Consider the following 25,711-nt stretch of genomic DNA (forward strand, 5'->3'; position numbering starts at 1 on the left):
TACATAAGTAGGTATCCCCTATGAAAATTATCAGCGTCGTTGGGGCTCGTCCCAATTTTATGAAAGTAGCTCCCCTTCATCGTGCTTTTGAGGTTCAGGGCGCAATTGATGAGTCGTTCATTGTGCACACGGGACAGCACTACGACGAGCAGATGAGCGACATCTTCTTCGAGCAGCTCGAACTGCCTCGTCCGGATCGATACCTCGGCGTCGGAAGTGCCTCCCACGCCCAGCAGACCGCCCGCGTGATGACGGCATTTGAGGAGGTTGTGGAGGAGGAAGAGCCCGATCTCGTTCTGGTAGTAGGAGACGTCAATTCGACGCTGGCGTGTGGTCTCGTGGCTACGAAGATACACGTTCCCGTGGCACACGTGGAGGCAGGCCTTCGAAGTGGAGATCGAGACATGCCGGAGGAAATCAACCGTCTCCTCACGGATACAATTGCCGATTTCCTCTTTGTCACCGAGCAAGACGGCGTCGACAACTTGAAGGCCGAAGGCGTTTCCGACGACCGGATCTTCTTCGTCGGCAACGTGATGATTGACTCTCTCGTCTTCTTTCGGGAAAAGGCGGCTCGGACAGGCATCGTTGAAGAGTTGGACTTCACCTCGGGACGCTACGCTGTGATGACGATGCATCGGCCCTCAAATGTAGACAATCAAGAGGGGCTTAGGCGTCTTCTTGAGACGATCGAGCGGATCGCGGATCTCGTGCCGCTGGTGTTTCCGATGCATCCGCGCACCCGCAATCGATTTGATGAGTTCGGGCTGGCGGATCGTCTGGAGGCTGTTGAGGATCTAATTCTCTTGGAACCGCTCGGCTATCTCGAATTTCTGCGGCTCATGGAAGAGGCCGGCGTTGTAGTGACGGACTCTGGCGGCATACAGGAGGAGACGACCTTTCTGCAAGTACCGTGTCTTACGCTTCGCGATAGCACCGAGCGGCCCATTACAATCACGCAGGGAACGAACGAGTTGATGGATCTGGATCCGAAAAACGTGGGTCAGCGCGTTCAGGAGATATTGAGTGGAGACCGCCCAGACGGACAAATTCCACAGAAGTGGGACGGCAAGGCCGCCGAACGAATTGCAGGACATATCGAAAATCATCTTGCCCCGGCCACTGCATAAGATGTCCGTTTTTCTTCTCCGGAAGAGGCTTGCAGTGACATGCACGTCTGCGTCACCGGCGGTGCCGGCTTCATCGGTGGGCACCTCTGTCGCCGTCTCTTGAATGGCGGCCACCACGTCACCGCCATCGACAACTTCGACCCCTTCTACCCGCGTGCCATGAAAGAAGAGGGGATCGAGGACTTTCCCCGAGAGCGCTTCACGCTCATCGAGGCGGACATTGGCGACACCGACGCCCTCCTGCAGGCCCTCCACGCTCGGAGCGTGGACGCGATCGTGCACCTGGCGGCCCGGGCCGGCGTGCGCCCGTCGATTGAGGCGCCGATGGCCTACGAAGAGACGAACGTCGGCGGCACGCAGTCGATGCTGGAGGTGGCCCAGGAGTTGGGCATCGACACATTCATCTACGGCTCCTCCTCGTCCGTCTACGGCACCAACGACACGGTGCCCTTCGCGGAGGCCGACCCGGTGGGTGAACCGATCTCGCCGTACGCCGCCACGAAACGCTCCGGCGAGCTGCTGACGCACACGTTCCACCACCTCTACGGGCTCACCGTCCACTGCCTCCGCTTCTTCACGGTCTATGGCCCCCGCCAGCGGCCGGACCAGGCGATCCACCGGTTTGCCCGGCAGCTGCTGACCGATCAGCCCATCACCATGTATGGCGATGGCACCTCGCGCCGGGACTACACCTACGTCGCCGACATCGTCGACGGCATCGCCCGCAGCCTGCGCCGCGCGAAAGGGCTCGACAACCCCGAGTATGAGATCATCAACCTGGGCGGCTCGGAGACGACGCAGCTTAAGGATCTCATCTCCGGGATTGCGGAGGCGATGGAGATCACGCCGGAAATCGAGCAGCTCCCCACCCAGCCGGGGGACATGACACGCACGTACGCCGACATTTCCAAGGCGAAGCGGCTCCTGGACTGGACGCCCGAGACGCCAATCGACGAGGGGCTGCAGAAGTTCGCGGACTGGGTCACGGCATACTACGCGGACCGGCCGGTGTTGGAGGTGTGATTTTGGGCGTGGGCGTTTAGAGCGTGGGTGTGGAGGGCGTGGGAGCAAAGAGTGGAGGAGAATGGGGGAGAGGGAGCGGTTGTACGTTACGCGTTTTGCGTTGGGTGTTTGAAAAGAGACAGGGGGAATGGACGTACGGAGCAATGTCGGCGTGTACTTGTATGTGCTGTACTAATTACGTATACGATACCCTACCAAGAGTATGACCCAGGTCCCGCTTCGAGAAGCGCAAGACTGTCTTGAGGCCCTTCTCGCTCGTGTGGAGGAAGGGGAAATGATTCTCATTACGCGGTCGGGACGCCCCCCGGTTCGTCTTGGGCCTGTACAGTCACAAGACGAAGAGGAGAATACCTTGCCGTCGCTCCATCAGTGGCGTGAAGATCTTCAGGTGAAGGGGGAGCCCCTCAGTGAAACGATACAGCATCAGCGAGAGGAGAATCGATATTGACCCAATACGTCGACACAAGCATTCTGGCGGTGTACTACTGCCCCGAGCCACTCAGCGGACGGGTGGAGCAACGGCTTCGTGCTCTTCGACCTCCCGTCGTTAGCTGGTTGACAGACGTGGAGATGCACTCGGCGCTGGCAAAGAAAGTGCGGAGGGGCGAATTGGCGGAAGAAGATGCCGAGCGGGTTCAGGACCTCTTCCGTACCCACGTGTCCCATGCATTGTATGAGGTCGCGGCAATCGAACACGGGGATTTTGTGCAGGCCCGGCAGTGGATCGCTCGAATGGACACGGCGCTCCGGACCCTGGATGCGTTGCACCTTGCCGTGGCCCGTTGTCGAGACCGGGAGGTTCTGACGGCGGATGAGGGGGTGGCAGACGCCGGTCGCACCTTCGAGCTGGACGTAGAATTGATGCGCGCCGGTGATTCTTCGTGACCGGGAAAAGGGAGGAAGGCGGATACGTGTCGTCATCGTGTTCGACACTCCCTACTGCAGTGTAATCGGTGCCGATTTGCAGGTGCGGAGTGTCGGATCCATCACTGTTTTGGAAGAAACGACGGACTGCAGGGGGCGTACGTTGATTCCAATTGAGTAGCTGTCTGCAGACGGAACCTCTGATCCGTGATCGGTGGTGGCTCGTCTGTCGGAGACGATGCGGAACCGTATGAAAAAGTGATACGCGTTCATGACCAAGGTTGCTCACGAACACCGGACCGAGATTTTGCAGCTTGCTCGCGAGCACGGGGCGTACGATGTCCGGCTCTTTGGGTCGGTCGCCCGCGGTGAGGATCGGCCGGACAGCGATCTCGATCTGCTCGTTCGGATGGAGGACGGCCGAAGTTTGCTAGATCACGTCGCTCTGAAGCAGGACCTTGAAGATCTGCTGGGACGAGATGTCGATGTGGTGACGGAAGCATCGTTGCACCCGGGGCTTCGCGATCAGGTGCTTCGGGAGGCCGTTTCCCTTCAATGAGTGCCGATGAGACGGATGAACTGTACCTTGAGCATATCCGAGAGCGCATCGGGCGGATTGAAGCATGTGCCCAAGAGGGACGAGAGGCCTTCGACGCGTCGCCCATCCTTCAAGATGCGGTCATGCGCAATTTCGAGGTGATTGGGGAAGCGGTGAAACAGCTCTCTCCCGATCTTCGGGACCGGTATGCAAGCGTGGAATGGCGCCGAGTGGCGGGCTTTCGAGATGTGCTTATTCACAATTACATGGGGGTTGACCTTGATGAAGTGTGGAACGTGATCGAAAAGGACCTGCCGCGGCTCAAACGTACGGTGACAGCCATGTTGGACGACATGAACGGATGACTCCCTTTTTTCGTCCAGGGTATCCTGATCGACGTTAGTGGCGTTTCATACCAAGTCGGTGCGCGGAGGGAAAATTGGACCTGATCCCGGTGATCAGGACGATCTGCGCCCTGAGCGAAGCGAGGAAGTGCTTTCAGAGTGCGCCCTGAGCGAAGCGAGGAAGTGCTTTCAGAGTGCGCCCTGAGCGAAGCGAGGAAGTGCTTTCAGAGTGCGCCCCTACGCGGACATTTCGAAGGCGAAGCAGCTGCTGGACTGGGAACCGGAGACGCCGATCGACGAGGGGCTGGAGAACTTTGCCGACAGGGTGACGGCCTACTACGCCGATCGGCCGGTGTTGGAGGTGTGAACTGAGCGTGGGGGGTTGTGTGTTGAGGGTTGTGCGTTGGGCGTTTTGCGTTCAGCGTTGGGCGTTTGGATAGTGAAGGAGGTGCATCCCCGCGCGAAGGGAAAATGAGTGGAGAGGCAAGCAAGCCGTTACAACGAACAGGACTGCCTACATCCAACCCGCGAAGTGAGGAGGGTTGAAACGACTTCTCATCATCCTTGAGCCGGCTATCTGGCCCTATCATCTCATCGCGAGGGCGCGGCACATGGTGAGCGAAGCGCCCGTCTCCGACTGACGGTGAGGAGACAACAGAAACGGAATGTGTTGAGGGGCGTTGGCTTCACGCAATCTATCACATGATCTTCCGATCTGTCATGGAGGTCATCAAACTCACGGCGCACGTGCAGCCGGACGGGACCCTTGAGTGGCCGGAGCCGCCCCCGAACTTGCCGGCGGGCGACGCCGAAGTCCTTTTGCTTGTCCCGTCCGCGCCTGAACGGGCGACGGCCTCTTCGGAGGCATCGTCGAGCGAACCGTCCGAAGACGTACTGGCAACGAACTGGCTGCGTCTCCGCGGGGACAGCTGGACGGGGGGTGCATTGCGGCGTGAAGACCTCTATGGTGAGGCAGGGCGGTAACGTGACTGAATCGCGAGGAAAGGTCGATCGATGTATGGTCGACACCAATATTCTGGTCTATGCGACGATCGACGAGGCCCCAAAGTGCGGCGAAGCACGCCGGTGGATGCAGCGCCTTCAGAAGGACGGCGTCCAGCTTTGTGCAACGCCGCAGATTTACCGGGAGTACCTGGTCGTCCTGACGCGCGGCAGCGTGTTTGAACGACGCTTTTCGTCGGACGAAGCGCTTGCCACGCTCAACGACACACGCCCGGCGTTTCGAACCCTTTCGCCGACGGGCGATACGTCCGAAAAGTGTACGTTGCTCCTTCAGCGCTACGGCGTCCGTAGCAAGCAGGTGCATGATGCCAATATCGTTGCCGTCATGATGACGTACGGCCTCAAGGGGCTTGCCACGTTTGACTTCTCCCCCGGATAAATCCGGGGGATTCTTGCTCACGCGGCTGGCGTAGAAGCTGTCGCTTCGTTCCAGCACTCAGAATTACTCATTCACAGGACCATGCACGTTCAGCACAAAGGCGTCCCGCGTCTTACTGTGTCCTCCAGAGTCATTGGCCTTTTGGGAGGCTCCCGCCAGCCCAGCGGTACGAATGTTTTTGGCGGCGTTGATGTCTCGGTCGTGACTGGCCTCACAACGGGGGCAGTCCCACGACCGCACCGACAACGGCTTGCTCTCGGTGACGTAACCGCATTCAGAGCAACGTTTAGTTGAAGGGAACCAGCGGTCGATTTTGACGACTGTCCGACCTGCCTCTTTCGCTTTATACTCGATCATTCGAACGAGCGTAGACCATCCAGTATCGCTTATCGACCGGGCAAGGTTCCGGTTCTGCTGCATTCCCTTCACGTTCAGGCTTTCCAGAGCGATGACTTGGTTCTCGTCAACGACCTTTCGAGACAGTTTGTGAAGAAAGTCTTCTCGTTTGTCTTGAATCTCGGCGTGGATCTTCGCTACGCGCTGCTTCTGCTTCTTCCAGTTCTCCGATCCCTTTTCCTTGCGAGAGAGACGGCGTTGTGCTTTCTGGAGTCGGTAGAGGTCATCTTCCAGATACTTCGGATTCCCCGACTTCCAACCGTCGGAGGTAACAACCACATCGGCCACGCCAAGATCAATGCCGACCGACTTATGGTCACCCTCTTTGTCAGTGACAACTGGCCTTGGCTCTGGATCAGGTAACGTGCAGGTAATACTCACGAAGTACCGACCTGCTGGATCTTTTGTGAGCGTAACCGAGGTCGGTTTGGCTTCTTCGGGCAGGTCACGGCTCCAGCGCACGTTCAGGCTTCCCGGCACTTTCGCCACCGACAGTTTCTTGCCGTGAAGCGTGAAGGCGTTGGAAGCGAATCGGGCTGCTTGCTTGTCGTGTTTGGCTTTGAAATTGGGGTATCCACACCGGCCGTCGAAGAAATTCTGAAAGGCTTGGTCGAGGTCGCGGAGCTTCTGTTGGAGTGCCACCGACGAGACCTCGCGGAGCCAAGTTTTCTCTTTCTTGAGTCCAGTCAGGCGTTTGGCCGTGTCGGTGTAGCTCAGGCTTTCGCCTTCTTCGTAGTAGGCATCGGTACGAAGCTCCAAGGCCCAGTTCCAGACGTACCGGGTGTGTCCGAAGACTTTGGCGAGAACCGCCTCCTGGTCTTCGGTCGGATAGAACCGGTACTTGAAGCCTTTCTTTTGAGCCACAGCGTTTACAGCAACATGGGTAGTAGCTGTAAGTTCCGAGGAGGAAACGATTCATCCTCACTCCGCTGGGCGAGAAGGGTCCGCTCAGCAGCAGCTTCTCCCGCCCCTAAAGGGGCGAGTTTTACAAGCCCTTCTCGCGCTCATCTCAATACTATAATCAGAGTGACTTCCGGCGCTTCGACGACGTATTTCTTCTCGATCCATAGTGGGTGGGTCTGTGCGATGAGCGTTTTGCATTGGGCGTTCGGGGCGAGGGGACGGAGCAACGTGCGCGCTCGCTGGTTTGCTCTACCATGTCCTCTGTTTTCTGAGATCTGGGGTGATCTGACATGTCCACGACCGTTTCGTTCGAGATTCCACGGGAGGTGTTGCGAGCGTCCCGAATGACGGAAGATGATCTTCGTCGTGAGTTGGCGCTTCATCTCTTCGAAGAGGAGAAGCTATCGTTCGGAAAAGCCCGAGCGCTGGCCGAAATGTCCGTGTGGGACTTCCAACAATTGTTGGGCAGTCGGGGCCTTCCCGTTCACTATGACGCGGAGGCGTACGAGAACGATCGAGAGACGCTGACGTGGTTGGGACGGATATGACGGTCATCAGCGATGCCTCGCCCTGACCGACGCCGTCCGCAGGAGGCGAGGAGGGAAGTATCCCGACGGCTATCGGGATGCGCCGTTGATTAATCTTGCGCGGATTGAAGCCCTCCACCTTCTTCCAGATCTGAGACCTGGGGCCTCGACTGGTAACAGCGTATCCCCTTTCTTCATCGGACCGGTAGGACCATGATCGAAGAACACGATCGAGTGGCTCTCACGACGAAAGAGCCCGGCGCGGGACTAGAACCGGGGGACGTGGGGACGATCGTCCACGCGTATTCTGGGGGAGAGGCCTTTGAGGTTGAGTTTGTCACCCTCACGGGAGACACCGTGGCCGTGCTGGCCGTCGACCGGGACGAGGTGCGCCCGGTTCAGTCACGGGAGTTGACTCACACCCGGAGCTTGGAGTGGGGAAAAGAGGGTTCTGCTCTTGTCGGTACTCACCGGATTCCTGAAGAATAGAACAGCTCGACAATGTGGGAGACGGTCTCGTGTATCCGAGGATGCCTTTCCCGACCCGAGAGAACCCATGACGAGATCGCCGCCCGACCGTGCCCTGTTTTTCTCCCGAAGTTGGAGCCCACCTACTGAAGGCGACGCGTTCTCAAGACCTCGATGCGGCCTTCGAAACGGTCTTTTCGGAGTACTTGTCTCTGAAGATCGACAGTCTCGAGCGTTCGATTAAGCGCAAGGAAGAAAAGTGGGGCATGGAGTTTTCTACCTTCAAGCGCCGACTGGAGGAGGATGACTTGCCGGGAAAGGCCGATTCCTACAGTGTGGAACAGGACTTCTGGGAGTGGGAGGAGGCTGAAACGCTCAAGGCCCACTACCAAGAGGTGCAGGCGGAATGGACGTAGCGACCTTCCTCTCTTCGTTGCTGGATGCGTTGGCGGATCGGCCGTTTGTCCAGTCTGTCGATCTGGAGACGGAAGCCATTGTTGTCAAAGGCCGGGTGTTGCTCGACCAGGACCGCTTCCTGGAGGTCTACTTCAACGAGCAAACGGGGACCATGGCATTTGCCCTGATTGAAGACGACCAGCAGCGCATCTGGGGCGCCGACTATGATGACCTACGTGGATGGTACGTGCATCCGTTTCGGCACCCAGATCAGCACGAGGATGTAGAATCAATGACGATTCGGGAGGTGGTCGAAAGACTGGCGAAGATGTGGAATCGTCTACCATAGTCTGTCTGCACACCGAAGACTGAGGCCGGGACGTAGGTCCGATCAACTCTTTTGGGTATCAGTCTCTTGAATGCCTCTGAGGCTCGTAGTCTCGAAGAGCGTCGCAGAGGTGTCGATGAAGCTCCTCGAACGTGAGGCGGGCGTACGCCTCGCCTGTCCGCACCAGCAGCGGATCGACGTACTCTTGAGGGCTGCGCTCAGTACCCTTGCTCGTCTGTTCTGTCACGAACACGACCGCACGCATGAATTCGTGCTCCCCGTGCTTGTTGGTTTCGAGTGGGGGCGGGAGAAACGCGCCGTAGGGATCACCGTCCTCGTATCCCAGGCCAGGCGTGGGAGAGCCAATGTGCGAGGGAACCCCTTGGGCTCGTACACGGACCCAGTCGCAGTCCAGGTGTGCGCGGCCCTGATGCGGAAACTTGAGCGTCCAGAGGGTTGCGTAGATGCTCATATCGGGGCGAAGACTGAAGTCTCATGTGGCGGCACTGGGACGTAGTACCGATCCCACTGCGAGGTTTCCCCAAAACGTTGATGTGAGGGCGGCCGGGCGTGCGGACCACGCTCTCCTCGAACAGGGCACGTCGAATGAGGCCGTTGCACACCCACGATGCCCCTGTTCTGGGGGGCAGCCATCCATGGAACCGTGTCCTGGTGGAGGGGGCGGATGACGATCGAGGGGCACTGCATGAGGCGAGCGCTCCGGGCGACGAGTCGGAACAAGGAGCGTCCACGCCGATGGACACGGGCGTTCTACGCATCGCCTCGACGCGCCGACTGCGAACACGCCGACCGCCCCATGACGGCTTCTTCCCGACATGTCCACCCCGGATGCACGACCCGGTACACAAGGGCCATCCCGGCCAGCCTGATCGTCTGGGCGGGCCTCTGCGCCTTGCTGATGGGGGCGTCCGCCCGGCCCGCGCAGGGGCAGGGCGGGGGCCCGATTCAGTCGGAGGTGTCGGTCTTCGGGGCGGGGGCGAGCACGGAGGGGCTGCCCTTCTGGCTGGGCGCGAACCAGTACGGGCGGCTGGGCCGGAGCGGGACCCCCCTCGGGGCGCGCCTCGCGGCCCGGCGGCCCTTTTCGGGCGTAAAGGGCGGGCTCGACTACGCCGTCGGGGCGAGCCTTCTGGGACGGGCCTCCGCCAACAGCACGCTCCACGTGCAGGAGCTCTACGGGCAGCTCCGGTACGGGCCGTTGCAGCTGACGGCCGGGTGGAAGAAGCAGGTCATCGGCCGGGTCGACACGGCCCGCTCGCTCGGGGGCATCACGCGGAGCGAAAACGCGACGCCCCTGCCGAAGGTGCGCGTGTCGACGCCCGGCTACGTGCCCGTCCCCGGCACGAACGGATTCCTGGGGGTGAAGGGGTACCTCGCCCACGGGTGGATGGGGGCAGACCGGGTGGTGCAGAATGCCTTTCTGCACGAGAAGTACGGGTACCTCCGCCTGCTGCCCCCCGAGTGGCCGGTGACGCTCCACGCGGGGCTGATCCACCACGCGGTCTGGGGCGGGACGCCGACGGACGCGGTGGCGGGCCGGGAGGCGGGGGCCTTCCGGGACGGCCTTCGGCAGTTCGGCCGCGTGTTCTTCGCGCTGCGCGACTCCGACGAGCGGGGGCCCGACCACATGGGCAACTACGACTTCAGCGTCGACGTGACGGCCGGGCCTGTGGAAGCACAGGTCTATCGCCAGTTCTTCTTCGAGGACAAGCCGGGCCTCTGGTTCCGGAACGTGTGGGACGGGCTCTGGGGCGCAGGGCTGCGGCGGACGGGCGGGCCGGCCCTGGTGGAGGCGGTCCTGTACGAGCACTTCCGGTTCATCCGCCAGAACGCCAAGTACGCGGAGGGGCAGCGGGCGGGGGCGGACCGCAACTTCAGCCAAGGCCTCTACCGGTCGGGCTGGACCCACCGGGGACGCACGATCGGCCTGCCGCTCGTGACGCCGCCCGCGGGCACGCCGGGCGTCCCCGACGACCGGCCCGGCATCGCCAACAGCCTCGTCGTGGCTCATCACGTGGCCGTGGAGGGCACCGTGCGGCCGGGCCTGTCCTACCGGCTCACGGGCACCTACAGCGAAAACAGCGGCTCGAAGAGCCTGTGCTCGGACCCCGAGTGTACAGACCTGCTCGACGACCGCTTTTCGCGGACGGGCCAGTGGTCGTTTCTGGTAGAGGCCTTCGGGCGGGTGCCGGGGACGGAGGCGCTTGCCTACGACCTGGGCGTGGCGGTCGACACCGGCGACTTTCGCGAGGAAAGCGTGGGCGTGCGGGTCGGCCTCACGTGGCGGGGGCTGCACGATCCGCTAGGCCGCTAGGCGGGGGGAACAGGCGGGCGGGGCGGACAACAGAGGAAGGGAACGGATCCTGTTTCGGGGCTGAGCGTTTTGGGATCTGCATATACATGAACTCTAATTGTCCAACCATGCCTGCGCCTACGACCGCAGAACAGGACCAGCAAGAGCGGTGGGTGGAAATTCGCTCGGATCCCGTTCTCCGCGAGCTTCCTTACAAGATCGAAACCAACCGCAGAGGACAGCTGATTTTGAGTCCACACTCCGCGTCGCATTCCGACACGCAGGGCGACCTCATCGCTCTTCTGCACGAGCACGCAGGCGGGGGACGGGTCCGGCCGGAGTTCCCCATCGTGACGGCGAAGGGGACAAAGGTTGCCGACGTCGTCTGGTGCACGGCCGCGCGGAGGAACGAGATGGAAGAGACGGGGGATCCCCCCACCTTGGCCCCGGAGGTGTGCATCGAAGTCATGTCCGAGTCGAACGACTGGGACGAGATGGACGAGAAGCGTGCGCTCTATCGCGAGGCGGGAGCCAAGGAGGTTTGGGTTGTAACCGAAGAGAAGAGCATCCGCTTCTTTGCCGATGAGGAGCGAGACACGTCCGATGTAATCCCGGGCGTCCCAAATCGCCTGTGAGGAACGGTTGGTGTTCAGAACGTCTGCGGGCAGATTGTCCTTCCGAATTGTCTGGAGAGACGAGGCTGACCGAACTGGATACAGTAAATGTTAGAGTTCTGTGTAGAACCGAACGGGCGTTGACATCCCTGCCTGCGTACCGTACCGTACGGTAGTCATGAATCAGCGCGCTCTCCCATCCGCCATTCCGTCCGCGGCCAGCGCCTCTGTCGGCGCGACCGAAGGCCGCTGCGCCTTTGCCCGCTTCTATCTGGGCTACGTGTATGTCTATTTTTATCTCTGGACGGCCGGCGGCTCGTAGCGCGCGTACCCTCTTGTTGTTGCACCCCGCCGGCCGATCGCCTTCGGCCCCGGCGGGGTTTTCGCATGTGTGGGCCGATGGCGCCGCGCCCGGTGGGTCCCCCGACGCATTCTGACCCCCACGCCAGCGACCCACCCATGTCCACGTCTCCCAGCCCAACGACCGTGCCGGAGGCCCGCGCCCGCATCGACGAGATCAACGAGCGGGTCGTGGAGCTGCTCGCCGAGCGGCAGGCCATCGTCGACGCCCTCTGCGAGTTGAAGGCCGACGCCGACCGCACTGTGCGCGACCCCGAGCGCGAGGCCGAACTGCTGGCCCACGTCCGGGCCGTGGCGGACGAGGCGGGCCTGCCGCCCACCCTCGCCGAGACCCTCTTCGAAGAGATCCTGGCCCACTCCGTCGAGCGCCAGCGGCGCCAGCGGGCCGACGGGGCCGCGGGGCCGTCCGCCGAGGAGCCGTCCGCCGAGGAGCCCGCGGAGAAGGCGACCGGGGCCGTCTCCACGTGTGGGGCGCAGGCGTAGGCGGGGCCCCCTCCGGCGATGTGCCCGCGCCGCCGGGGCCGAATCTCTCGGGACGGGCGGGCATTCAAGACGGGCCTGTTCTCGTGAATTGGTTGGCGTTCCTCATGAGCTCGTCCTCGGACCGCCCGGACTTCGTGCCGGAGTACAACAAGCCGGATGCGCCCGGCCTGCACATGAACTTCGACAACACGGTCTCGCTCTACCACATAGTGCGGCCGGACGACGACTTCGAGACGGCGGCGCAGGACGTCTTTGCGCTGCTCAAGGAGGCGCAGGCGGAGTTTCCGGACTGGCCGCGGGTCCTGTACCTCGACATTCAGGGGCACGCCCGGGACGACGAGCGCCTGGAGGAGGACATGGTGGAGCTGCAGCAGGAGTTTCTGCTCGCCGCCATGGGCAAGTTCTTCACCGCCCTGGCCCTGCCGCTCGTGTCGGTCGTCAACCCGGACGACCAGGTGAACGACCTGCCGGACGAGCTCGTCCTGCAGCCCCCCGATGCGGAGCTGCCCGAGGAGACGGCCTGGCCCAAAGAGTGAGGCCCCGAACGGGCAGCCTTGTCGGCCAGTCGGGCGAGCCCCGACGCCGGTGCCCCCGCCGTTCATTCTTCCCCGCGAAACGCACAGTTGCCCCCATGATGCTTCCCATCGCCCTTCTCCAGCGCGCCGCATCGTTCCAGGCGGACGCGCCGGTCGGGACGGGCATCGAGTGGCTCACCCTGGCCGCGATCTTCGTGCCCGCCGTGCTTCTCGTCGTGCTCGTCTACTGGGGGGCCCAGGAGACGGTGTGAGAGGGGCCCCGCCTCTCCCTCCACTCGGGTGGGGCATGGAGCCGTGGGCCCATCCCGCCCAGGGGCAGACTGCCCCCACGGCCCCGCCCGGCGCGCCCTTCGCTGATGAGTGGTAGGTTCTGAGGACGAGGCGGTGCACCGTCAACACGAAACGCCCGCGCCGGAGGGCACGGGCGTTCCGAGGGACACCGGAATGGCGCGGAGCAGCGGCGCGTCACACGTCGTCGCACTCGTTCTCCAGGTAGTGGTTGGCGCGGGCCTCGTAGTCGCCATACGTGGCGTTGGCAAACGTCTCGCAGGCGGAGGCCTTGTTGCCGGTTTCCATTTGCGACTCGGCGATCACGAAGTGGAACTTCGCGGCGTCGCTGCGGCTGCCCTGGTGCATCTCAAGTCCCTGGCGGGCTGCTTGAATGGCCTGCTGGTACTGCCCGCTCTCGTAAAGGGCCGTGCCGCGGTAGAACATCGCGTTTGCGTTCGGCTCCACGTACTCGGTCATCTGGTCGAGGGCGCTCAGGGCCTTGTCGATCTGGGCCTGCGACGGGCTGTCGCCCTGCAGGGCCTTCGAGGCGCGGGCCAGGAACTCGTCCCGGATGCGCTCGGTGGCTAAGCCCGCCACGCGGGTGTTGCCCACCTCGTTGCCCACCTCAATCGCCTGCCGCAGCGACTGCAGCCCGGCCTCCGTGCTGTCCTCCATGTTGATGAGGGCCAGGCCCTGGTTGTACTGGACGGTGGGGTCGGCGTCCGTGTACTCCTGCAGCGTCTTGAAGTGGGACAGGGCGTCTGTGTAGTTCTCCTGCTTGAGCGCGGCGCTGCCGGCGCCCTTGAGGCTTTCGATGAGGTTGTTTTCAATCTTCCCGATGAGGTCGTCGAGCCCCAGCTTCTGGGCCAGCTCGATGGACTCCTCAAACCGCGTGGCGGCCACCTCGTAGTTCTCCGCGTTTCCGGCTTTGGCGCCTTCCTTGTACGTCTGCTGCAGCTCCTTCTTCAGCTTCTTCTTCTGAGCGTTGGACAGGGAGTTGTCGCTTTGAGCACGCACGCTCCCGGCGCCAAGCTGGAGCCCGAGCAGGCAGGCAAATGCGACGACCGTCCAGCGGGTTGCGAGAGCGCGGGGTAGCCAGTGGGTATTCATGACTGGAAGACTGGTTGCGGGGAAGAATGAAAAAACCGTCGACGTCAAACACTAGACACGGTAGGAGTGCCCCGTACGTTTGTTTCCGGGGCCGAGGGCCCCGACGCCGACGGGGGCAGGCCGGCGGGCGGGAGGGCCGCCGCTGCCGTCGTTGTGGAGTTCAAAAGGTACAACGTCTGTGCCGGAAGTGCAGCCGGGCCGACGAACCGGACGTGCTCGCCGGCCAAAGGGGCCGCGGCCCGCGGTGGGCTTCCAGAACGGTCGAAAATATGAAGACGGCCTGGGGGGTGGGGCGGGCGAGGACGGGGGCGGGTCGTAGGCGGCAGTGCGCAGCGTTGTCCAGAATCGAGGACATTCCGGACCCGCCGAAAGAGGGGCGGTGCACGAGAAAATCGCGGCGGGCGCGCTGGCATTCGGCCCCCGATCTCGTTATTATCATGGCGGCGTCGCATCGAACGCGCACTCGACATGCGAGTGTCTCCCGCGCGTGGACGCCCACGGCCGTTCTTCTCGTTCTCTGCGCAACGCATCAATTCTGCCCATGAAGCTCATCGTTCCCATGGCGGGGCGGGGCACCCGCGTCCGCCCGCACTCGCACGTCACCCCCAAGCCGCTTCTCAAGGTGCGAGGGCGGAGCATCGTCGAGCGCATCGTCGACACCTTCTCCCGCGTCCTCCCGGCGCCCCCCGACGACGGCGTGTTCGTCCTGGGGCCCGACTTCGGCACCGAAATCCGCGACCAGCTCACCGCGCTCTGCGACGAGCGGGGCATCACGCCGCACTTCCCCGTCCAGGAGGAGGCCCTCGGCACGGCCCACGCCGTCGGCTGTGCGGGCGAGCACCTCCAGGGCGAGGGCGTCGTGGTGTTTGCGGACACGCTCTTTGGCCTGTCGGGCGAGGTGACCCTCGGCGACGCCGACGTGGTGGCGTTTGTCCGCGAAGTGGACGACCCGCGCCGGTTCGGCGTTGCCGTGCGCGACGGGGAGGAGGTCACCGAGCTCATCGAGAAGCCCGACGACCCGGTCTCCAACGAGGCGCTCATCGGGATCTACTACCTCCGCGAGCTGGCCGACCTGAAGGCCGGCATCGACCACGTCATCGAGACCGACATGAAGGGCGCCGACGGCGAGTACCAGCTCACCGACGCGCTGGACCACCGCCTGCAGGAGGGCGACGTGTTTACCACGGCGGGTGTGGACGCGTGGATGGACTGCGGCACGATCCCGGCCCTGCTGGAGACCACCGGGCGCGTCCTGGAGCGGGAGTCCGGCGACGCCCGCCAGGGCACCGTCGAGGACAGTGTCATCCACGACCCGGTCTACATCGGCCCGGGCGCGACCGTTGAGAACGCCGTCGTGGGTCCGCACGTCTCGATCGAAGAGGGCGCGACCGTCTCCGACGCGGTGGTGCGGGACAGCATTGTCTTTGCCGGCGGCACGGTCGAGAACGCGGTGCTCGCCGACTCCGTTATCGGGCGCCACGCCGCGGTCGACCTGCGGCCGGAACGCCTTAACGTGGGCGACCACTCCCAGGTCAACGTGGAGCTGCGCAGCTAGGGAGCGTCGGGCCCCACCGAGTCCGAGGACGTTGCCGCCGTATCGACGGCACAGGGGCCCGCTGCGTGTGGATTTTGGGTGGACTACGGCATTTGGCGCCGCTGAGGGCGCGTGGGCCGCGTGGCGTTGGAGCAGCCGGGCCGGTCGATTGTTTATGATCCTGCGCCAGGCGGCGATGGCCTGCCGGGCCGGCGGAGCAACGGCCGGCCCTTCCGTGAACGGACACGCGTGAGAGGCGGATGTCGTTTTTCGCGCCCCGGTTCACGGCCCCCGAGCGTCCCCCCTTCACCCTTGCGTGCTACGCGCCCCATGGAGACGTACCCGGACTCGCTGGATGAGAAGCTCGGCTTCGACGTCGTGCGCGACCGCCTGGCGGCCCGCGTGCAGAGCCCGCTGGGCGAGGAGCGGCTGGCGTCCATGCGGCCGGCCCGCACGATGGACTGGCTGCGGGGCGAGCTGGGGCGGGTGGAGGAGCTGCAGGGCGCCTTTCAGTACGGGGACTCGGTGCCGCTCAGCCCGATGTACGACCTGCGGGACGCCCTCCGCCGCGCCGCCCCGGAGGACGCCTACGTGGACCCGGAGGACCTGATGGCGACCCGGCGGACCCTCGTCACACTCCGGCGCCTGAAGAAGCACTTCGAGGCGCGGCGCGAGGACTACCCGCGGCTGGCCGACGCCGTGGCGCGGGCCACCCCGCTCCCGGATCTCGAAGAGACGATCGCGTCGATCCTCGACGAGGACGCGTCCATCCGGGACGACGCGTCGCCGGAGCTGCGGCGCCTGCGCCAGCAGATTCGCTCGAAGGAGGAGGAGCTCCGCACGACGCTCGACAAGGCGCTCCGCCACGCCGTGCGGGAGGGCCACGCCACCGGCGAGCAGGCCACCCTCCGCGGCGGGCGCATGGTGATCCCGGTCCGCGCCAGCGCGAAGGGGAAGGTGGAGGGCTTCGTGCACGACCGCTCCGCCAGCGGGCAGACCGTCTACATCGAGCCGGCGGCCTGCCTGGAGCTCAACAACGAGGTGCGCGAGCTCCAGAGCGCCGAGCAGGCCGAGATCGAGCGCATCCTGCGCCGGGTGACCGACCACGTGCGGGCCGAGAGCGACGCGATTGAGGAGAATCTGACAGTGCTGGCCCAGTTCGACCTGCTGCGCGCGAAGGCCCGCTTTGCCAACCGCTTGGGCGCCGTCGTCCCCAAGCTTAACGACGAGGGCCACGTCGAGATCTACGAGGGCCGAAACCCGGTCCTGCAACTGCACTTCGAGGGGCGCGATGCCGGGGGCGCCACCGACGGGCGCGCCTCGGGCGAGGAGGAGGCCCTCCCGCCGCGGGAGGTGGTTCCCCTCGACCTGGAGCTCGGCGCCGACTTCCGCACGCTCGTGATCACCGGCCCCAACGCCGGGGGCAAGACGGTGACGATGAAGACCGTCGGCCTCTTCTCGCTGATGCTCGCCTACGGACTGCCCCTTCCGGTGGCGCCGCACTCCTCGTTCCCGCTCTTCGACCAGATTGTGGCCGACATTGGGGACGAGCAGTCCATCGAGGACGACCTGTCCACCTTCAGCTCGCACGTCTCCAACCTCCGTCACATGCTCTCCGCGGTCGGGGAGAACGCGCTCGTCCTGATCGACGAGGCCGGCACCGGCACGGACCCGGACGAGGGAGCGGCCCTCGCGCAGGCGGTGCTGGAGCAGCTCACGGAGGCCGGCGCCCGCACGATCGCGACCACCCACCACGGGACGCTCAAGACGTACGCCCACGAGGCGGAGGCTGTCGAGAACGGGTCGATGGAGTTTGACCAGGAGACCCTGCGCCCCACCCATCGCTACCAGGAGGGCGTGCCCGGGTCCTCCTACGCCTTCGAGATTGCCCGGCGCATGGGCCTGTCGGGCGACCTGCTGGACCGGGCCCGCACCCTGGCCGGGACCCAGAAGACGGCCATGGAGAACCTCATCACCACGTTCGAGCGGCGCACGCAGGAGCTGGAGGACGAGCTCTACGACGCCCGCAAGGCCCGCGAGAAGGCCGAGGCGGAGCAGCAGCGCTACGAGGAGAAGACAGAGAAGCTGGAGAAGGAGCGCGACGCGTTTCGCCAGCAGGCCCTGGAGGAGGCCGAGCGCATCGTGGAGGAGGCCAATGCCCGCATCGAGAACACGATCCGCGAGATCAAGGAGGCCCAGGCCGAGTCGGACGCCACCCAGGAGGCGCGGGAGCAGCTCGAAGACTACAAAGCGGACCTCCAGGCGCGGCGCGAGGAGGCGGCGCCGGAGCAGGACGCGGCGCCGGCGGAGGCGGACGGGGCGTCGCCGGCGGCCGCCGGCGGCCCCATCAACGAGGGCGACCAGGTGGTGGTGGACGACGGGTCGACCGCCGTGGAGGTGCAGGAGATCGAGGACGGAGAGGCCCGCCTGCTGATGGGCTCGATGCACATGCGCGTGTCGCTCGACCGCCTGACCCGCGTCGGCGGGCCGGAGTCTGCGGAGCCCGACGAAGAGGATACGGGCGGCAACGCCGAGATGGCGGCGCTGGAGGCGAGCCCCTCGATCGACGTGCGCGGGGAGCGCGTGGACGAGGCCCGGCGGCAGGTGCAGCACTTCCTCGACGACGCCGTGGCGGCCAACCTCGACACGGTCGAGATCCTCCACGGAAAGGGCACCGGGACGCTCCGCAATGCCCTCCACGAGATGCTTTCGGATCGGCCCGACGTGGCGGACCACCGCAAGGCCCCCATTGAGGAGGGCGGGGCGGGCGTGACGAAGGTAGACCTCTGACGCCAGGTAGGGCGCGCGGGTACGTCCAGGGGAAAGCGGGGTCCCATTGTTTCCGTCCCTGCCGTTTCCGGCTGCGCCTGTGCCCTCCCCGCTGGACGAAACGCCCGCCGCTTTGTAGCTTCGTGGGCGACAGCCCGACTCGACGACGTTCCTTAGTAGCCCTTCCACCGATGGCCCACATCGTTTCGACGCGCCCCCTCATCGACGGGGGCCTCTCCGGTGTGCGAGACGAGCACACCCTTACGGTCTGTGACCCGCCCGACGGCAGCACGCGCTCCGTCGATGAACTCATCGCCCTGGCCGACGGGGCCGACGTGCTTCTGTCCGTGCTCGCCGACCCGATCACGGAGGCGCTGTTCGAGGCCCGCCCGGGGCTGCAGATGGTGTCGCAGTACGCCGTCGGGGTCGACAACATCGACCTGGAGGCGGCGGAGGCGCACGACGTGGCCGTCACCCACACGCCCGGCGTGCTGACCGACGCGACGGCGGACCAGGCGTGGGCCCTGCTGCTGGCCGCCGCCCGGCACGTGCCGGCGGCCGACCGGTACGTGCGCGACGGCCGCTTCGAGCGCTGGGAGACGACCCACTTGATGGGCATGGAGCTGGCCCGCAAGACCATCGGCATCGTCGGCATGGGGCGGATCGGGACGGCGGTCGCGCGCCGCGCCCTCGGTTTCGGGATGGAGGTGATCTACCACAATCGGACGCGGGCCAATCCGACCGTGGAGCGCCAGGTGAGCGCCCGGCACGTGGGGCTAGGCGAGCTGCTGACGACGAGCGACGTCGTCTCGCTGCACTGCCCCCACAACGACGAGAGCCACCACCTTCTCGACGCGGCGGCCTTCGCGAAAATGAAGGCGTCGGCCCTGCTGGTGAACACCGCCCGCGGGCCCGTCGTCGACGAGGCGGCCCTGGTGGACGCGCTCGAACGCGGCGAGATTGCCGGGGCGGGGCTCGACGTGTTCGAGGACGAGCCGGAGGTGCACCCGGGGCTGATGGAGCAGGACCGGGTCGTCCTGGCGCCCCACCTGGGGAGTGCCACCACCGACACCCGCATGCGGATGGCCCAGATGTGCGTGGCCTCCATCACGGCGCTTCTGGACGGGGCCGAAAGCGTGCCGCACCGCCTGGTGTAGGCCGCCGGCGGCTTCTGAACCGGGCGGCTTGGTGGACGCCACTGTGTGCGGCGCCGGACGGTTGGCGGCGGGGGAGCGGCCCGGCGGCCTGTAGAGCGGGATCGGTTCGTTTTTTGCAGGCATGGATCCGTGATCAGATCCATCGCGCTGTCGTTCACTCTTTGCCGGTTGGTTTCCTGCGTCCATGTCCGTCCCCAAATCGCTGGTGGTGCTCCTGGTCATCGGAATTGGAGGGGCCCCATCCGTTGGTCGGGGACAGCCGGCAGACTCGACGGCGTCGGGCCCGGGCTCGACGATCGAGGACACGTCCGCGGTGGCCCGGCGGGTGGCGACTGCGTTTGCGGAGGGGAACGCCCGCCGGCTCCTCACGCCGTCGGCCGACCGGGTCGAGATCAGTCTCTTCGGCAACCGCACCTTCTACAGCAGCTCGCAGGCCGTGTACGTGCTGCGGGAGTTCTTTCGGCGCCATCCCTCCGGCCGCTTCGCGGTGGGGGACGTGATGGAGGCCGGAACGAGCTTTTTCGTCCGGGGCGAGTACGAGGAGGCCCGCATGGCCCGCCGGCACCACGTCTACGTGCGGCTCGACCAACCGCAGGGCAAGGACCTGTGGAACCTGCACGAGGTTCGGATCGAACATGCTGCCAAGTGACGAGGGTGCTGGGGGAAAAACCGCCGATCCCTGAAGGGAGCGCGTCTGTCGTGGGCCCCGGGCCGATTGGGCCCATCTCCCAAGGGGGGCTCGCTCGTCTGTGGACTCGTAGCTCCGGTGCGCGTGATGGATCGTCTGCTTCGTATGCTCCGCCGTCGTCCCTGGGCCTGGGGGGTGGGCCTGGGGATATGCGTCGGGCTTTTGGTGACGGCCGGGCTCCGGACGTACGCGGTGCAGAGCGTTGCGGCGAACGCGGCGGCCCGCCAGGAGGCGACCGTCGAGGCGGCCCTTGCGACGATCCAGGAGCGGTTTGAGGGGCTCCGCGACCGGCTGCACGACCGTGCGGAGGGGCTCGCCGCCGACTCGACCATCTGGCAGGACCTGCGGGCGTGGCGGGAGCAGGGCACGCGCCCGGCGCGCCTTGCCCAGTACGTTTCCGCGCGCCCGCCTGCCGCCCGCATGGCAATCGAGGTGTACGCCCCGAACGGGCGTGCCCTTGCGTGGGCGGGGCCGCAGGTGCCCGTTGACAGTGCACAGGCGGGGAAGGGAGGGGCCGCCCGGCCCCGCACGGCCGTCGTCCGCGACGGCCGTGGGCGATGGGCCCTGGCGGCCTGGGCCCCAGTGACCCGTGGGGGCACACGGCTGGGGGCCGTGCGCGTCGTCCGCGTCGTGCGGTACCGGCCGCCCGTGCAGAACCGGTACGTGCAGGCGACGAGCCTGGAGGCCCAGTGGAGCCGGGCGACCGGCGAGCTGGTGCGGGTGCGCTGGAGCGGGGCCCCACCCGCGACGCCTCACCGGGCGCTTCGGGGCCGGAACGGCGCCGTCCTGGGGTACGCGTCCGTAGAGCCGCCCCCGCCCGACCGGCTCGTGGACCGGACGGCTGCGTTTTACACCGATCTCCTCGCGGCCGGGGCCGTCGGGCTCCTCGGGTGGGCTCTCGCTTTGGGGGGACACTGGTACCTCCGGCTCGCCCGGCGGCCGGGGCTGCGTCGCCACTGGCGGGCCCGGCGGGCGGCGGCGGGGCGGCTTGCCCTCGTCGCGCTCCTCGCGGTTGGGGCCCGCTACGCGATGCTGGCGCTCGACGTGCCGGCCCGGTGGGCGGGGCCCGGCTCGGGCATCGCCCCTCTCTTCAACCCGACGTACTTCGCGTCGACCCTCGGGGGCGGCCTGTTTCGGTCCATTGGGGACTTGCTCCTTACAGGCGTGTGGGCGGCGGGGCTTGCCACCGGGGTGGTCTACCTGGCCCGGCACTACCGCCCGCGGGCGGAGGCGCTCAGTGGGCTTCCGGAGGCCTTTCGCCGATACGCGCCGGACCGGCCGCACGCGGCTCGCTATCTGGGGACCCTGGTGGGGCTCGTGGCGGGCAGCCTCGGGGCGATTGTGGTCCTCGCCTTCATCGTGCGGCGGGCCGTCTTCGACAGCACCCTCGACTTCTTTGCCCGCACCGGGCTGCTCCCGGAGCCGCTCGTGCTGGGGGTGCTGTGCGGCCTGTTTCTCCTGGTGGCGGCCGGCATCCTCGTCGGGATCGGGGGCACGTGGGGGGCCCTGCGCCGCCTGCTGCACCATCGGCCCCGCAGCTGGCCGCGGGGCATTGGGCTCGTGCTCGGGACGGGGCTCTACGGCGGGGCGCTGGCCGCGCTGTACCTCGGCACGGACGTGCAGGCCTTCGTGTCGCTGCCGTACGTGCTCGCCCTGCTCGCGGGCGTGGGGGGGCTGGCGACCTACGGCCTCGTGGGGCCGGCGCACGGGGACGAGGCCCTTACGCTACGGGGGCTGCTGGGGGGCCTCTTCGCGGTCACGTTGCTGCTCTACCCGTTGCTGTACGCCGGGATGGACGCGAAGCGGCAAGAGCACATGGTCGACGCCGCGCGGTCGTTCGAACGGGGACAGGACCCGCGCGTCCTCTACTCGGTGCGCCGGGTGCTCCGGTCGGCCGCCGAGGCGCTGGGGCCGTCCGTCCGGGCCGCGGACCCGGCGTCCGAGGCCCGCCTCGATTCAATTGCGCCCCAGGTCGTGCGGGAGTCGCTGCTGTCGTCCCTCGCGACGTACGAGGTGCGCCTCAGCGTGCTGGAGTGGGACGGAACGGTGCGCCGCCAGTACACGGCCGACGGGCCCGTGGCGGCGGGGGAGCAGACCGAGGACGCGGCCCGGCGGGCGTTCGCCGGCCTGTGGTCGCGCTACGGGCAGCGCCCGGGGCCCGTGGTCGAGCAGTTGTCGACGGGCGCGCCCGTGCGGACCGCCGAGACGCGACGCGTGCAGTACGCCGGGCTGCTGGGCGTCCCGACGGGGGGCGAGTTCGTAGAGGGCTGGGTGCTGGTCCGGATCGAGCCGCAGTCCGTGCTGCCCGGAACGGGATTCGGCCTGTCTCGGGTCTTGCTGCCGGACGGCTCGTTCGGGGACCTGTACGCCGATCTGTCGCTCGCGGAGTTCCGGGACGGACGCCTCGTGCGGAGCGTGGGCGAGGCCTTCGGCCGGGCGCGCCTGCGGCCCCCCAAGCGCGACGCCCTCCGCGGAAAGCCGGGCGTGTGGTGGAACGAGACGGTGCAGGGGCGCGAGTACCTAACCCACTACCGCCGCTTTGTGCCGGTGGGCGAGACGACCCCCTCGACCGTGGCGGTGCGCATCCCGGCCACCCTGGCGTTCGATCATCTCTACTACCTGCTTCGGCTCACCGTCGCCGGCCTTTGTGTGGGGCTCGTCGTGTACCTGCTCGGGCTCTATGTGCGGCACCGACGGGGGCGCCTGCCGGCCTCGCGCGTGCGCTTCCGCAACAAGGTCCTGAATGCCTTCCTGGTCGTCGGAATCGTCTCGATGGTTGCCGTGGGCGTCGTGGGGGTGCGCGTGGTGACGGGCGAGAACGAGCGGGCCATCGAGCGGCGCATGCACGACCAGCTCACCCGGGTCGAAGAGACGCTGGCCCTGGCGGCCCGCCCCGGCGAGCCCCTGTGGCGGACGGCGGAGCGGATGGACGTGGACACCCTTGCCGCCCGGGTGGGGCTCGACCTGCACCTCTACGACGAGGGGCGGCTCGCGCGCACGAGCCAACCCCGCCTCCGCCGCGACGGGCTGGTGGACGAGCGCCTGCCGGGGGGCGTGTACCACGAGCTGTACGACGAGGCCTACCGGTTCGTCACCGCCGAGGGGTCCATTGGGCAGTTTCGATACCGGGTCGGGTACCGGGCGCTGGTCGACGAGACGGGGCGGCCTCGGGTGGTCGTCGGGGTTCCTACGCTTGCGCAGCAGGAGCAATTGCAGGAGGAAAAGTCGCGCACCCTGGCCTACCTCTTCGGGGCCCTGCTGCTGCTCGTCGTGGTGGTTATGCTCACGGGCGTGGTCCTGGCCAATGCCCTGGCCCGGCCCATTGCCCAGCTCCGGGAGGGCCTGGAGGCCGTGGGCGAGGGCCGGTTCACGCGCACCCTCTCCGTCGATACGCGGGACGAGGTGGGCGACCTCGTGCAGACGTTCAACGAGATGCGCGATCAGCTCGCCGAGAGCCGGCGCAAGCTGGCCCGCCAGGAGCGGGAGCTGGCGTGGCGCGAGATGGCCCGTCAGGTGGCCCACGAGATCAAAAACCCGCTCACGCCCATGAAGCTGTCCATCCAGCACCTCCGCCGGGCCTTCACGCGCACCGACGACGCCACGGACGCGGCCGAGTTTGCGGAGGTGTTCGACCGCATCACGAGCACGCTCGTGGAGCAGGTCGAGTCGCTCGTGCGCATTGCCGACGAGTTTTCGACCTTCGCCCGGCTGCCCACCCGCGTCCCCGAGCCGATCGACCTGGTCGAGGTGGTTCGGGGGGCCGCGTCGCTCATGGAGGAGGAGGCGGCCAACGCCGAGGCCCTGGCCCTCGACCTGCCCGGCGACCCGTTGGTGGTGGAGGCGGACCGCGAAGAGCTGCGCCGCGTCTACATCAACCTCCTCAAAAACGCCCTGCAGGCCCTCCCCGACGACCGGGAGGGACGGGTTCGGGTCACCGCGCGCCGTGAAGAGAACGCGGGCGACGGGCCGTCGGTCTACAGCGAGGTGATCGACAACGGCACCGGCATCCCGCCGGAGGTGCAGGACAAGGTCTTCGAGCCCAACTTCTCAACGAAGACGAGCGGCACGGGCCTCGGGCTGGCCATCGCCCAGAAGAGCATCGACGAGCTGGGGGGCGCGATCGGCTACGAGACGACGGAGGGGGAGGGGACGACGTTTTGGATCCAGCTTCCCCTCGTGGACGAGCCGGCCTGAGGAGGACGCCGGTCCGGGCTACGCGGCCGTGGAGCCCGACCGGGCCGCGGCGCGAATCTGCTCGATGCGTTGGGAGAGGGGCGGATGGGAGTACTCCAGCGCCACCGTGAGGGGGTGGGGCGTGAGGTTCGAGAGATTGGTTTCCGCGAGGCGCTTTAGCCCGCCGACGAGCGGCCCGTCCTGGTCGGTGGTCTCCACCGCAAAGCGGTCGGCCTGAAACTCGTGGCGGCGCGCCCAGGCGTTGAGCGGGATCGAGAGCAGCAGGTCCACCGGCGAGTAGACCAGGCCGAAGAACAGCAGCCCCGTGTAGACGGACGGCTGGTCGACGTAGAAGGCGTGGAAGAGGCCCTCCACCTGCAGGAAGAGGGAGAGCAGCAAAAAGAGGACGCCGGTCTGCACCACGCTGGTGGCGATGCGCTGCGGGATGTGGTTGAGCTTGTAGTGCCCCATCTCGTGGGCCACCACCGACCGCAGCTCGTCCACGGACAGCTGCTCCACGAGCGTGTCGAAGAGCACGATGCGCCGGTTCCCCCCGAAGCCGGTAAAGAAGGCGTTGGCCTTGTTCGAGCGGCGCGACCCGTCCATCACGTAGACCTCGCCGACCGGAAAGTCGACCGAGTCGGCGTAGGACAGGATCGATTCGCGAAGCGTCCCCTCCTCCAGCGGCTCGAAGTCGTTGAAAATCGGCATCAGGTAGCGGGGGGCGAAGAACTGGAGGAGGAGCATCACCGCCGTCACCACGGCCCAGGCGTACACCCAGCCGTACGGGCCGGTGGACTGAAAGAACCAGAGGATCGCGGCCAGGAGCGGCCCCCCAAGGGCCACCCCGAGCGCGACGCTCTTCAGCAGGTCCAGCGCGAAGGTCCGAGGCGTCGTCTCGTTGAAGCCGAACCGCTCCTCGATCCCGAACGTGGAGTAGAGCGAGAACGGCAGCGCCAGCAGTCCGCGCCCGAGGACGAGGAGGCCGATGTAGCACAGCCCCGTCCCGATCGGCCCGAAGCCCCAGCCGCGCACGACCGTATCGAGCCCCTCGAAGCCGCCCGCAAACCAGAAGACGAGCAGCACTGCCAGGCCGAACGTGGACGACACGAGCCCGAAGCGGGTCGTCGTGCGGGTGTATGCTTGGGCGCGCTCGTACTCTGCCTCGTCGAACGTATCGCGAAACTCCGCCGGCAACTCGGGCTGGAGGTGGCGAAGATTGAGGAGGTCCGAGCCGAGGTTGAGGACGTACTCGGCCAGGAGGGCGGCGAGGATGAGGGCGGCGTAGGTGTTCACGTTGGCTCTGGGTTAGACTCAACCGGCTCGGGACGGTCGAATGAATGGACGGGCGACGGCGGGGTTCAGTTTTTTAGAACCGCCGTGGGAG

At 66.0% G+C, this 25,711-nt stretch carries 27 protein-coding genes; 23 read left to right on the forward strand and 4 right to left on the reverse strand.

Annotated features, from left to right (window positions below; genetic code table 11):
* Positions 1–20: 20 nt before the first annotated feature.
* From wecB to OJA40_RS11380, 8 genes are all read left to right on the forward strand, one after another.
* Entirely contained in the window at positions 21–1,130 is a 1,110-nt protein-coding gene (gene wecB, locus OJA40_RS11345) for a non-hydrolyzing UDP-N-acetylglucosamine 2-epimerase (protein ID WP_263810712.1), read from the forward strand.
* Between the two features lie 39 nt (positions 1,131–1,169).
* Positions 1,170–2,153: an NAD-dependent epimerase/dehydratase family protein gene (locus tag OJA40_RS11350; protein ID WP_263810714.1), complete on the forward strand. Its 984-nt coding sequence runs from the start codon at positions 1,170–1,172 to the stop codon at positions 2,151–2,153.
* Between the two features lie 202 nt (positions 2,154–2,355).
* Positions 2,356–2,601: a type II toxin-antitoxin system Phd/YefM family antitoxin gene (locus tag OJA40_RS15510; protein ID WP_118840772.1), complete on the forward strand. Its 246-nt coding sequence runs from the start codon at positions 2,356–2,358 to the stop codon at positions 2,599–2,601.
* Positions 2,598–3,038 carry a type II toxin-antitoxin system VapC family toxin gene (locus OJA40_RS11360; RefSeq protein WP_263810715.1) on the forward strand — a complete coding sequence of 147 codons (441 nt, stop codon included), beginning with the start codon at positions 2,598–2,600 and terminating at the stop codon, positions 3,036–3,038. Before OJA40_RS15510 ends, OJA40_RS11360 begins: the two co-directional genes overlap by 4 nt.
* Positions 3,039–3,288: 250 nt before the next feature.
* The gene (locus OJA40_RS11365) at positions 3,289–3,576 is read left to right on the forward strand and encodes a nucleotidyltransferase family protein (RefSeq protein ID WP_118838278.1); all 288 of its coding nucleotides are present in this window, start codon (positions 3,289–3,291) and stop codon (positions 3,574–3,576) included.
* Positions 3,573–3,920, forward strand: a complete 348-nt coding sequence (locus tag OJA40_RS11370) for a HepT-like ribonuclease domain-containing protein (RefSeq protein WP_103016365.1) — start codon at positions 3,573–3,575, stop codon at positions 3,918–3,920. Before OJA40_RS11365 ends, OJA40_RS11370 begins: the two co-directional genes overlap by 4 nt.
* A 208-nt stretch (positions 3,921–4,128) precedes the next feature.
* Positions 4,129–4,266, forward strand: coding sequence for a hypothetical protein (locus OJA40_RS11375; protein ID WP_013061245.1), 138 nt, complete (start codon positions 4,129–4,131; stop codon positions 4,264–4,266).
* Positions 4,267–4,917: 651 nt separating this feature from the next.
* Complete coding sequence (locus tag OJA40_RS11380) at positions 4,918–5,301, forward strand: type II toxin-antitoxin system VapC family toxin (RefSeq protein WP_162862918.1); 384 nt, start codon at positions 4,918–4,920, stop codon at positions 5,299–5,301.
* Positions 5,302–5,364: 63 nt separating this feature from the next.
* Here OJA40_RS11380 and OJA40_RS11385 read toward each other — a convergent pair whose 3' ends face one another.
* Positions 5,365–6,561, reverse strand: coding sequence for an RNA-guided endonuclease InsQ/TnpB family protein (locus tag OJA40_RS11385; protein ID WP_263810717.1), 1,197 nt, complete (start codon positions 6,559–6,561; stop codon positions 5,365–5,367).
* A 329-nt stretch (positions 6,562–6,890) separates the two neighbouring features.
* On the opposite strand from OJA40_RS11385, the gene OJA40_RS15515 reads away from it, so the two are divergent.
* The 4 genes from OJA40_RS15515 (at position 6,891) to OJA40_RS11405 (ending at position 8,340) form a co-directional block, all read left to right on the forward strand.
* On the forward strand, positions 6,891–7,148 hold the full coding sequence (locus OJA40_RS15515; RefSeq protein WP_118838283.1) for a UPF0175 family protein: 258 nt from the start codon (positions 6,891–6,893) through the stop codon (positions 7,146–7,148).
* A gap of 192 nt (positions 7,149–7,340) precedes the next feature.
* On the forward strand, positions 7,341–7,616 hold the full coding sequence (locus tag OJA40_RS11395; protein ID WP_119841353.1) for a DUF4926 domain-containing protein: 276 nt from the start codon (positions 7,341–7,343) through the stop codon (positions 7,614–7,616).
* A gap of 89 nt (positions 7,617–7,705) precedes the next feature.
* A complete protein-coding gene (locus OJA40_RS11400; RefSeq protein ID WP_259045185.1) occupies positions 7,706–8,011 on the forward strand; it encodes a hypothetical protein in 306 nt (101 codons plus the stop codon).
* Positions 8,002–8,340, forward strand: coding sequence for a hypothetical protein (locus tag OJA40_RS11405; protein ID WP_208423497.1), 339 nt, complete (start codon positions 8,002–8,004; stop codon positions 8,338–8,340). Before OJA40_RS11400 ends, OJA40_RS11405 begins: the two co-directional genes overlap by 10 nt.
* A 58-nt stretch (positions 8,341–8,398) precedes the next feature.
* Here OJA40_RS11405 and OJA40_RS11410 read toward each other — a convergent pair whose 3' ends face one another.
* Positions 8,399–8,791 carry a hypothetical protein gene (locus OJA40_RS11410; protein WP_259045187.1) on the reverse strand — a complete coding sequence of 131 codons (393 nt, stop codon included), beginning with the start codon at positions 8,789–8,791 and terminating at the stop codon, positions 8,399–8,401.
* Positions 8,792–9,136: 345 nt separating this feature from the next.
* Here OJA40_RS11410 and OJA40_RS11415 point away from each other — a divergent pair, with 345 nt between their 5' ends.
* From OJA40_RS11415 to OJA40_RS11440, 6 genes are all read left to right on the forward strand, one after another.
* The gene (locus OJA40_RS11415; protein WP_263810722.1) at positions 9,137–10,651 is read left to right on the forward strand and encodes a capsule assembly Wzi family protein; all 1,515 of its coding nucleotides are present in this window, start codon (positions 9,137–9,139) and stop codon (positions 10,649–10,651) included.
* 107 nt (positions 10,652–10,758) lie between these two features.
* Positions 10,759–11,265, forward strand: a complete 507-nt coding sequence (locus OJA40_RS11420; protein WP_259099951.1) for a Uma2 family endonuclease — start codon at positions 10,759–10,761, stop codon at positions 11,263–11,265.
* Between the two features lie 157 nt (positions 11,266–11,422).
* The gene (locus tag OJA40_RS11425) at positions 11,423–11,566 is read left to right on the forward strand and encodes a hypothetical protein (protein ID WP_162713362.1); all 144 of its coding nucleotides are present in this window, start codon (positions 11,423–11,425) and stop codon (positions 11,564–11,566) included.
* Between the two features lie 137 nt (positions 11,567–11,703).
* Positions 11,704–12,087, forward strand: coding sequence for a chorismate mutase (locus OJA40_RS11430; RefSeq protein ID WP_251941156.1), 384 nt, complete (start codon positions 11,704–11,706; stop codon positions 12,085–12,087).
* A 104-nt stretch (positions 12,088–12,191) separates the two neighbouring features.
* A complete protein-coding gene (locus tag OJA40_RS11435; protein WP_103016371.1) occupies positions 12,192–12,623 on the forward strand; it encodes a hypothetical protein in 432 nt (143 codons plus the stop codon).
* 95 nt (positions 12,624–12,718) lie between these two features.
* Positions 12,719–12,874, forward strand: coding sequence for a hypothetical protein (locus OJA40_RS11440; RefSeq protein ID WP_158442683.1), 156 nt, complete (start codon positions 12,719–12,721; stop codon positions 12,872–12,874).
* A gap of 214 nt (positions 12,875–13,088) precedes the next feature.
* Here the strand turns inward: OJA40_RS11440 and OJA40_RS11445 are convergent, their stop codons facing one another.
* On the reverse strand, positions 13,089–14,003 hold the full coding sequence (locus OJA40_RS11445; RefSeq protein WP_263810725.1) for a tetratricopeptide repeat protein: 915 nt from the start codon (positions 14,001–14,003) through the stop codon (positions 13,089–13,091).
* Positions 14,004–14,544: 541 nt separating this feature from the next.
* On the opposite strand from OJA40_RS11445, the gene OJA40_RS11450 reads away from it, so the two are divergent.
* From OJA40_RS11450 to OJA40_RS11470, 5 genes are all read left to right on the forward strand, one after another.
* Positions 14,545–15,558 carry a sugar phosphate nucleotidyltransferase gene (locus OJA40_RS11450; protein WP_208424622.1) on the forward strand — a complete coding sequence of 338 codons (1,014 nt, stop codon included), beginning with the start codon at positions 14,545–14,547 and terminating at the stop codon, positions 15,556–15,558.
* Between the two features lie 309 nt (positions 15,559–15,867).
* On the forward strand, positions 15,868–18,327 hold the full coding sequence (locus tag OJA40_RS11455) for an endonuclease MutS2 (protein WP_251963181.1): 2,460 nt from the start codon (positions 15,868–15,870) through the stop codon (positions 18,325–18,327).
* Positions 18,328–18,497: 170 nt separating this feature from the next.
* The gene (locus OJA40_RS11460) at positions 18,498–19,463 is read left to right on the forward strand and encodes a 2-hydroxyacid dehydrogenase (RefSeq protein WP_251963182.1); all 966 of its coding nucleotides are present in this window, start codon (positions 18,498–18,500) and stop codon (positions 19,461–19,463) included.
* Between the two features lie 184 nt (positions 19,464–19,647).
* Complete coding sequence (locus OJA40_RS11465) at positions 19,648–20,112, forward strand: DUF4783 domain-containing protein (RefSeq protein ID WP_011403425.1); 465 nt, start codon at positions 19,648–19,650, stop codon at positions 20,110–20,112.
* A 144-nt stretch (positions 20,113–20,256) separates the two neighbouring features.
* Positions 20,257–24,345, forward strand: coding sequence for an ATP-binding protein (locus OJA40_RS11470; RefSeq protein WP_263810728.1), 4,089 nt, complete (start codon positions 20,257–20,259; stop codon positions 24,343–24,345).
* 18 nt (positions 24,346–24,363) lie between these two features.
* Here the strand turns inward: OJA40_RS11470 and OJA40_RS11475 are convergent, their stop codons facing one another.
* On the reverse strand, positions 24,364–25,620 hold the full coding sequence (locus tag OJA40_RS11475; RefSeq protein ID WP_208424619.1) for a M48 family metallopeptidase: 1,257 nt from the start codon (positions 25,618–25,620) through the stop codon (positions 24,364–24,366).
* Positions 25,621–25,711: the final 91 nt, after the last annotated feature.

The sequence above is a fragment of the Salinibacter pepae genome, from assembly GCF_947077775.1.
Lineage (GTDB): Bacteria > Bacteroidota > Rhodothermia > Rhodothermales > Salinibacteraceae > Salinibacter > Salinibacter pepae.

What these genes read in the sequence shown, in the direction of transcription:
- wecB (WP_263810712.1), top strand. Translation starts at nt 21, where the DNA reads ATGAAAATTATCAGCGTCGTTGGGGCTCGTCCCAATTTTATGAAAGTA.
- OJA40_RS11350 (WP_263810714.1), top strand. Translation starts at nt 1,170, where the DNA reads ATGCACGTCTGCGTCACCGGCGGTGCCGGCTTCATCGGTGGGCACCTC.
- OJA40_RS15510 (WP_118840772.1), top strand. Translation starts at nt 2,356, where the DNA reads ATGACCCAGGTCCCGCTTCGAGAAGCGCAAGACTGTCTTGAGGCCCTT.
- OJA40_RS11365 (WP_118838278.1), top strand. Translation starts at nt 3,289, where the DNA reads ATGACCAAGGTTGCTCACGAACACCGGACCGAGATTTTGCAGCTTGCT.
- OJA40_RS11370 (WP_103016365.1), top strand. Translation starts at nt 3,573, where the DNA reads ATGAGTGCCGATGAGACGGATGAACTGTACCTTGAGCATATCCGAGAG.
- OJA40_RS11380 (WP_162862918.1), top strand. Translation starts at nt 4,918, where the DNA reads ATGGTCGACACCAATATTCTGGTCTATGCGACGATCGACGAGGCCCCA.
- OJA40_RS15515 (WP_118838283.1), top strand. Translation starts at nt 6,891, where the DNA reads ATGTCCACGACCGTTTCGTTCGAGATTCCACGGGAGGTGTTGCGAGCG.
- OJA40_RS11395 (WP_119841353.1), top strand. Translation starts at nt 7,341, where the DNA reads ATGATCGAAGAACACGATCGAGTGGCTCTCACGACGAAAGAGCCCGGC.
- OJA40_RS11405 (WP_208423497.1), top strand. Translation starts at nt 8,002, where the DNA reads ATGGACGTAGCGACCTTCCTCTCTTCGTTGCTGGATGCGTTGGCGGAT.
- OJA40_RS11410 (WP_259045187.1), bottom strand. Translation starts at nt 8,791, where the DNA reads ATGAGCATCTACGCAACCCTCTGGACGCTCAAGTTTCCGCATCAGGGC.
- OJA40_RS11415 (WP_263810722.1), top strand. Translation starts at nt 9,137, where the DNA reads ATGACGGCTTCTTCCCGACATGTCCACCCCGGATGCACGACCCGGTAC.
- OJA40_RS11420 (WP_259099951.1), top strand. Translation starts at nt 10,759, where the DNA reads ATGCCTGCGCCTACGACCGCAGAACAGGACCAGCAAGAGCGGTGGGTG.
- OJA40_RS11425 (WP_162713362.1), top strand. Translation starts at nt 11,423, where the DNA reads ATGAATCAGCGCGCTCTCCCATCCGCCATTCCGTCCGCGGCCAGCGCC.
- OJA40_RS11430 (WP_251941156.1), top strand. Translation starts at nt 11,704, where the DNA reads ATGTCCACGTCTCCCAGCCCAACGACCGTGCCGGAGGCCCGCGCCCGC.
- OJA40_RS11435 (WP_103016371.1), top strand. Translation starts at nt 12,192, where the DNA reads ATGAGCTCGTCCTCGGACCGCCCGGACTTCGTGCCGGAGTACAACAAG.
- OJA40_RS11440 (WP_158442683.1), top strand. Translation starts at nt 12,719, where the DNA reads ATGATGCTTCCCATCGCCCTTCTCCAGCGCGCCGCATCGTTCCAGGCG.
- OJA40_RS11445 (WP_263810725.1), bottom strand. Translation starts at nt 14,003, where the DNA reads ATGAATACCCACTGGCTACCCCGCGCTCTCGCAACCCGCTGGACGGTC.
- OJA40_RS11450 (WP_208424622.1), top strand. Translation starts at nt 14,545, where the DNA reads ATGAAGCTCATCGTTCCCATGGCGGGGCGGGGCACCCGCGTCCGCCCG.
- OJA40_RS11455 (WP_251963181.1), top strand. Translation starts at nt 15,868, where the DNA reads ATGGAGACGTACCCGGACTCGCTGGATGAGAAGCTCGGCTTCGACGTC.
- OJA40_RS11460 (WP_251963182.1), top strand. Translation starts at nt 18,498, where the DNA reads ATGGCCCACATCGTTTCGACGCGCCCCCTCATCGACGGGGGCCTCTCC.
- OJA40_RS11465 (WP_011403425.1), top strand. Translation starts at nt 19,648, where the DNA reads ATGTCCGTCCCCAAATCGCTGGTGGTGCTCCTGGTCATCGGAATTGGA.
- OJA40_RS11470 (WP_263810728.1), top strand. Translation starts at nt 20,257, where the DNA reads ATGCTCCGCCGTCGTCCCTGGGCCTGGGGGGTGGGCCTGGGGATATGC.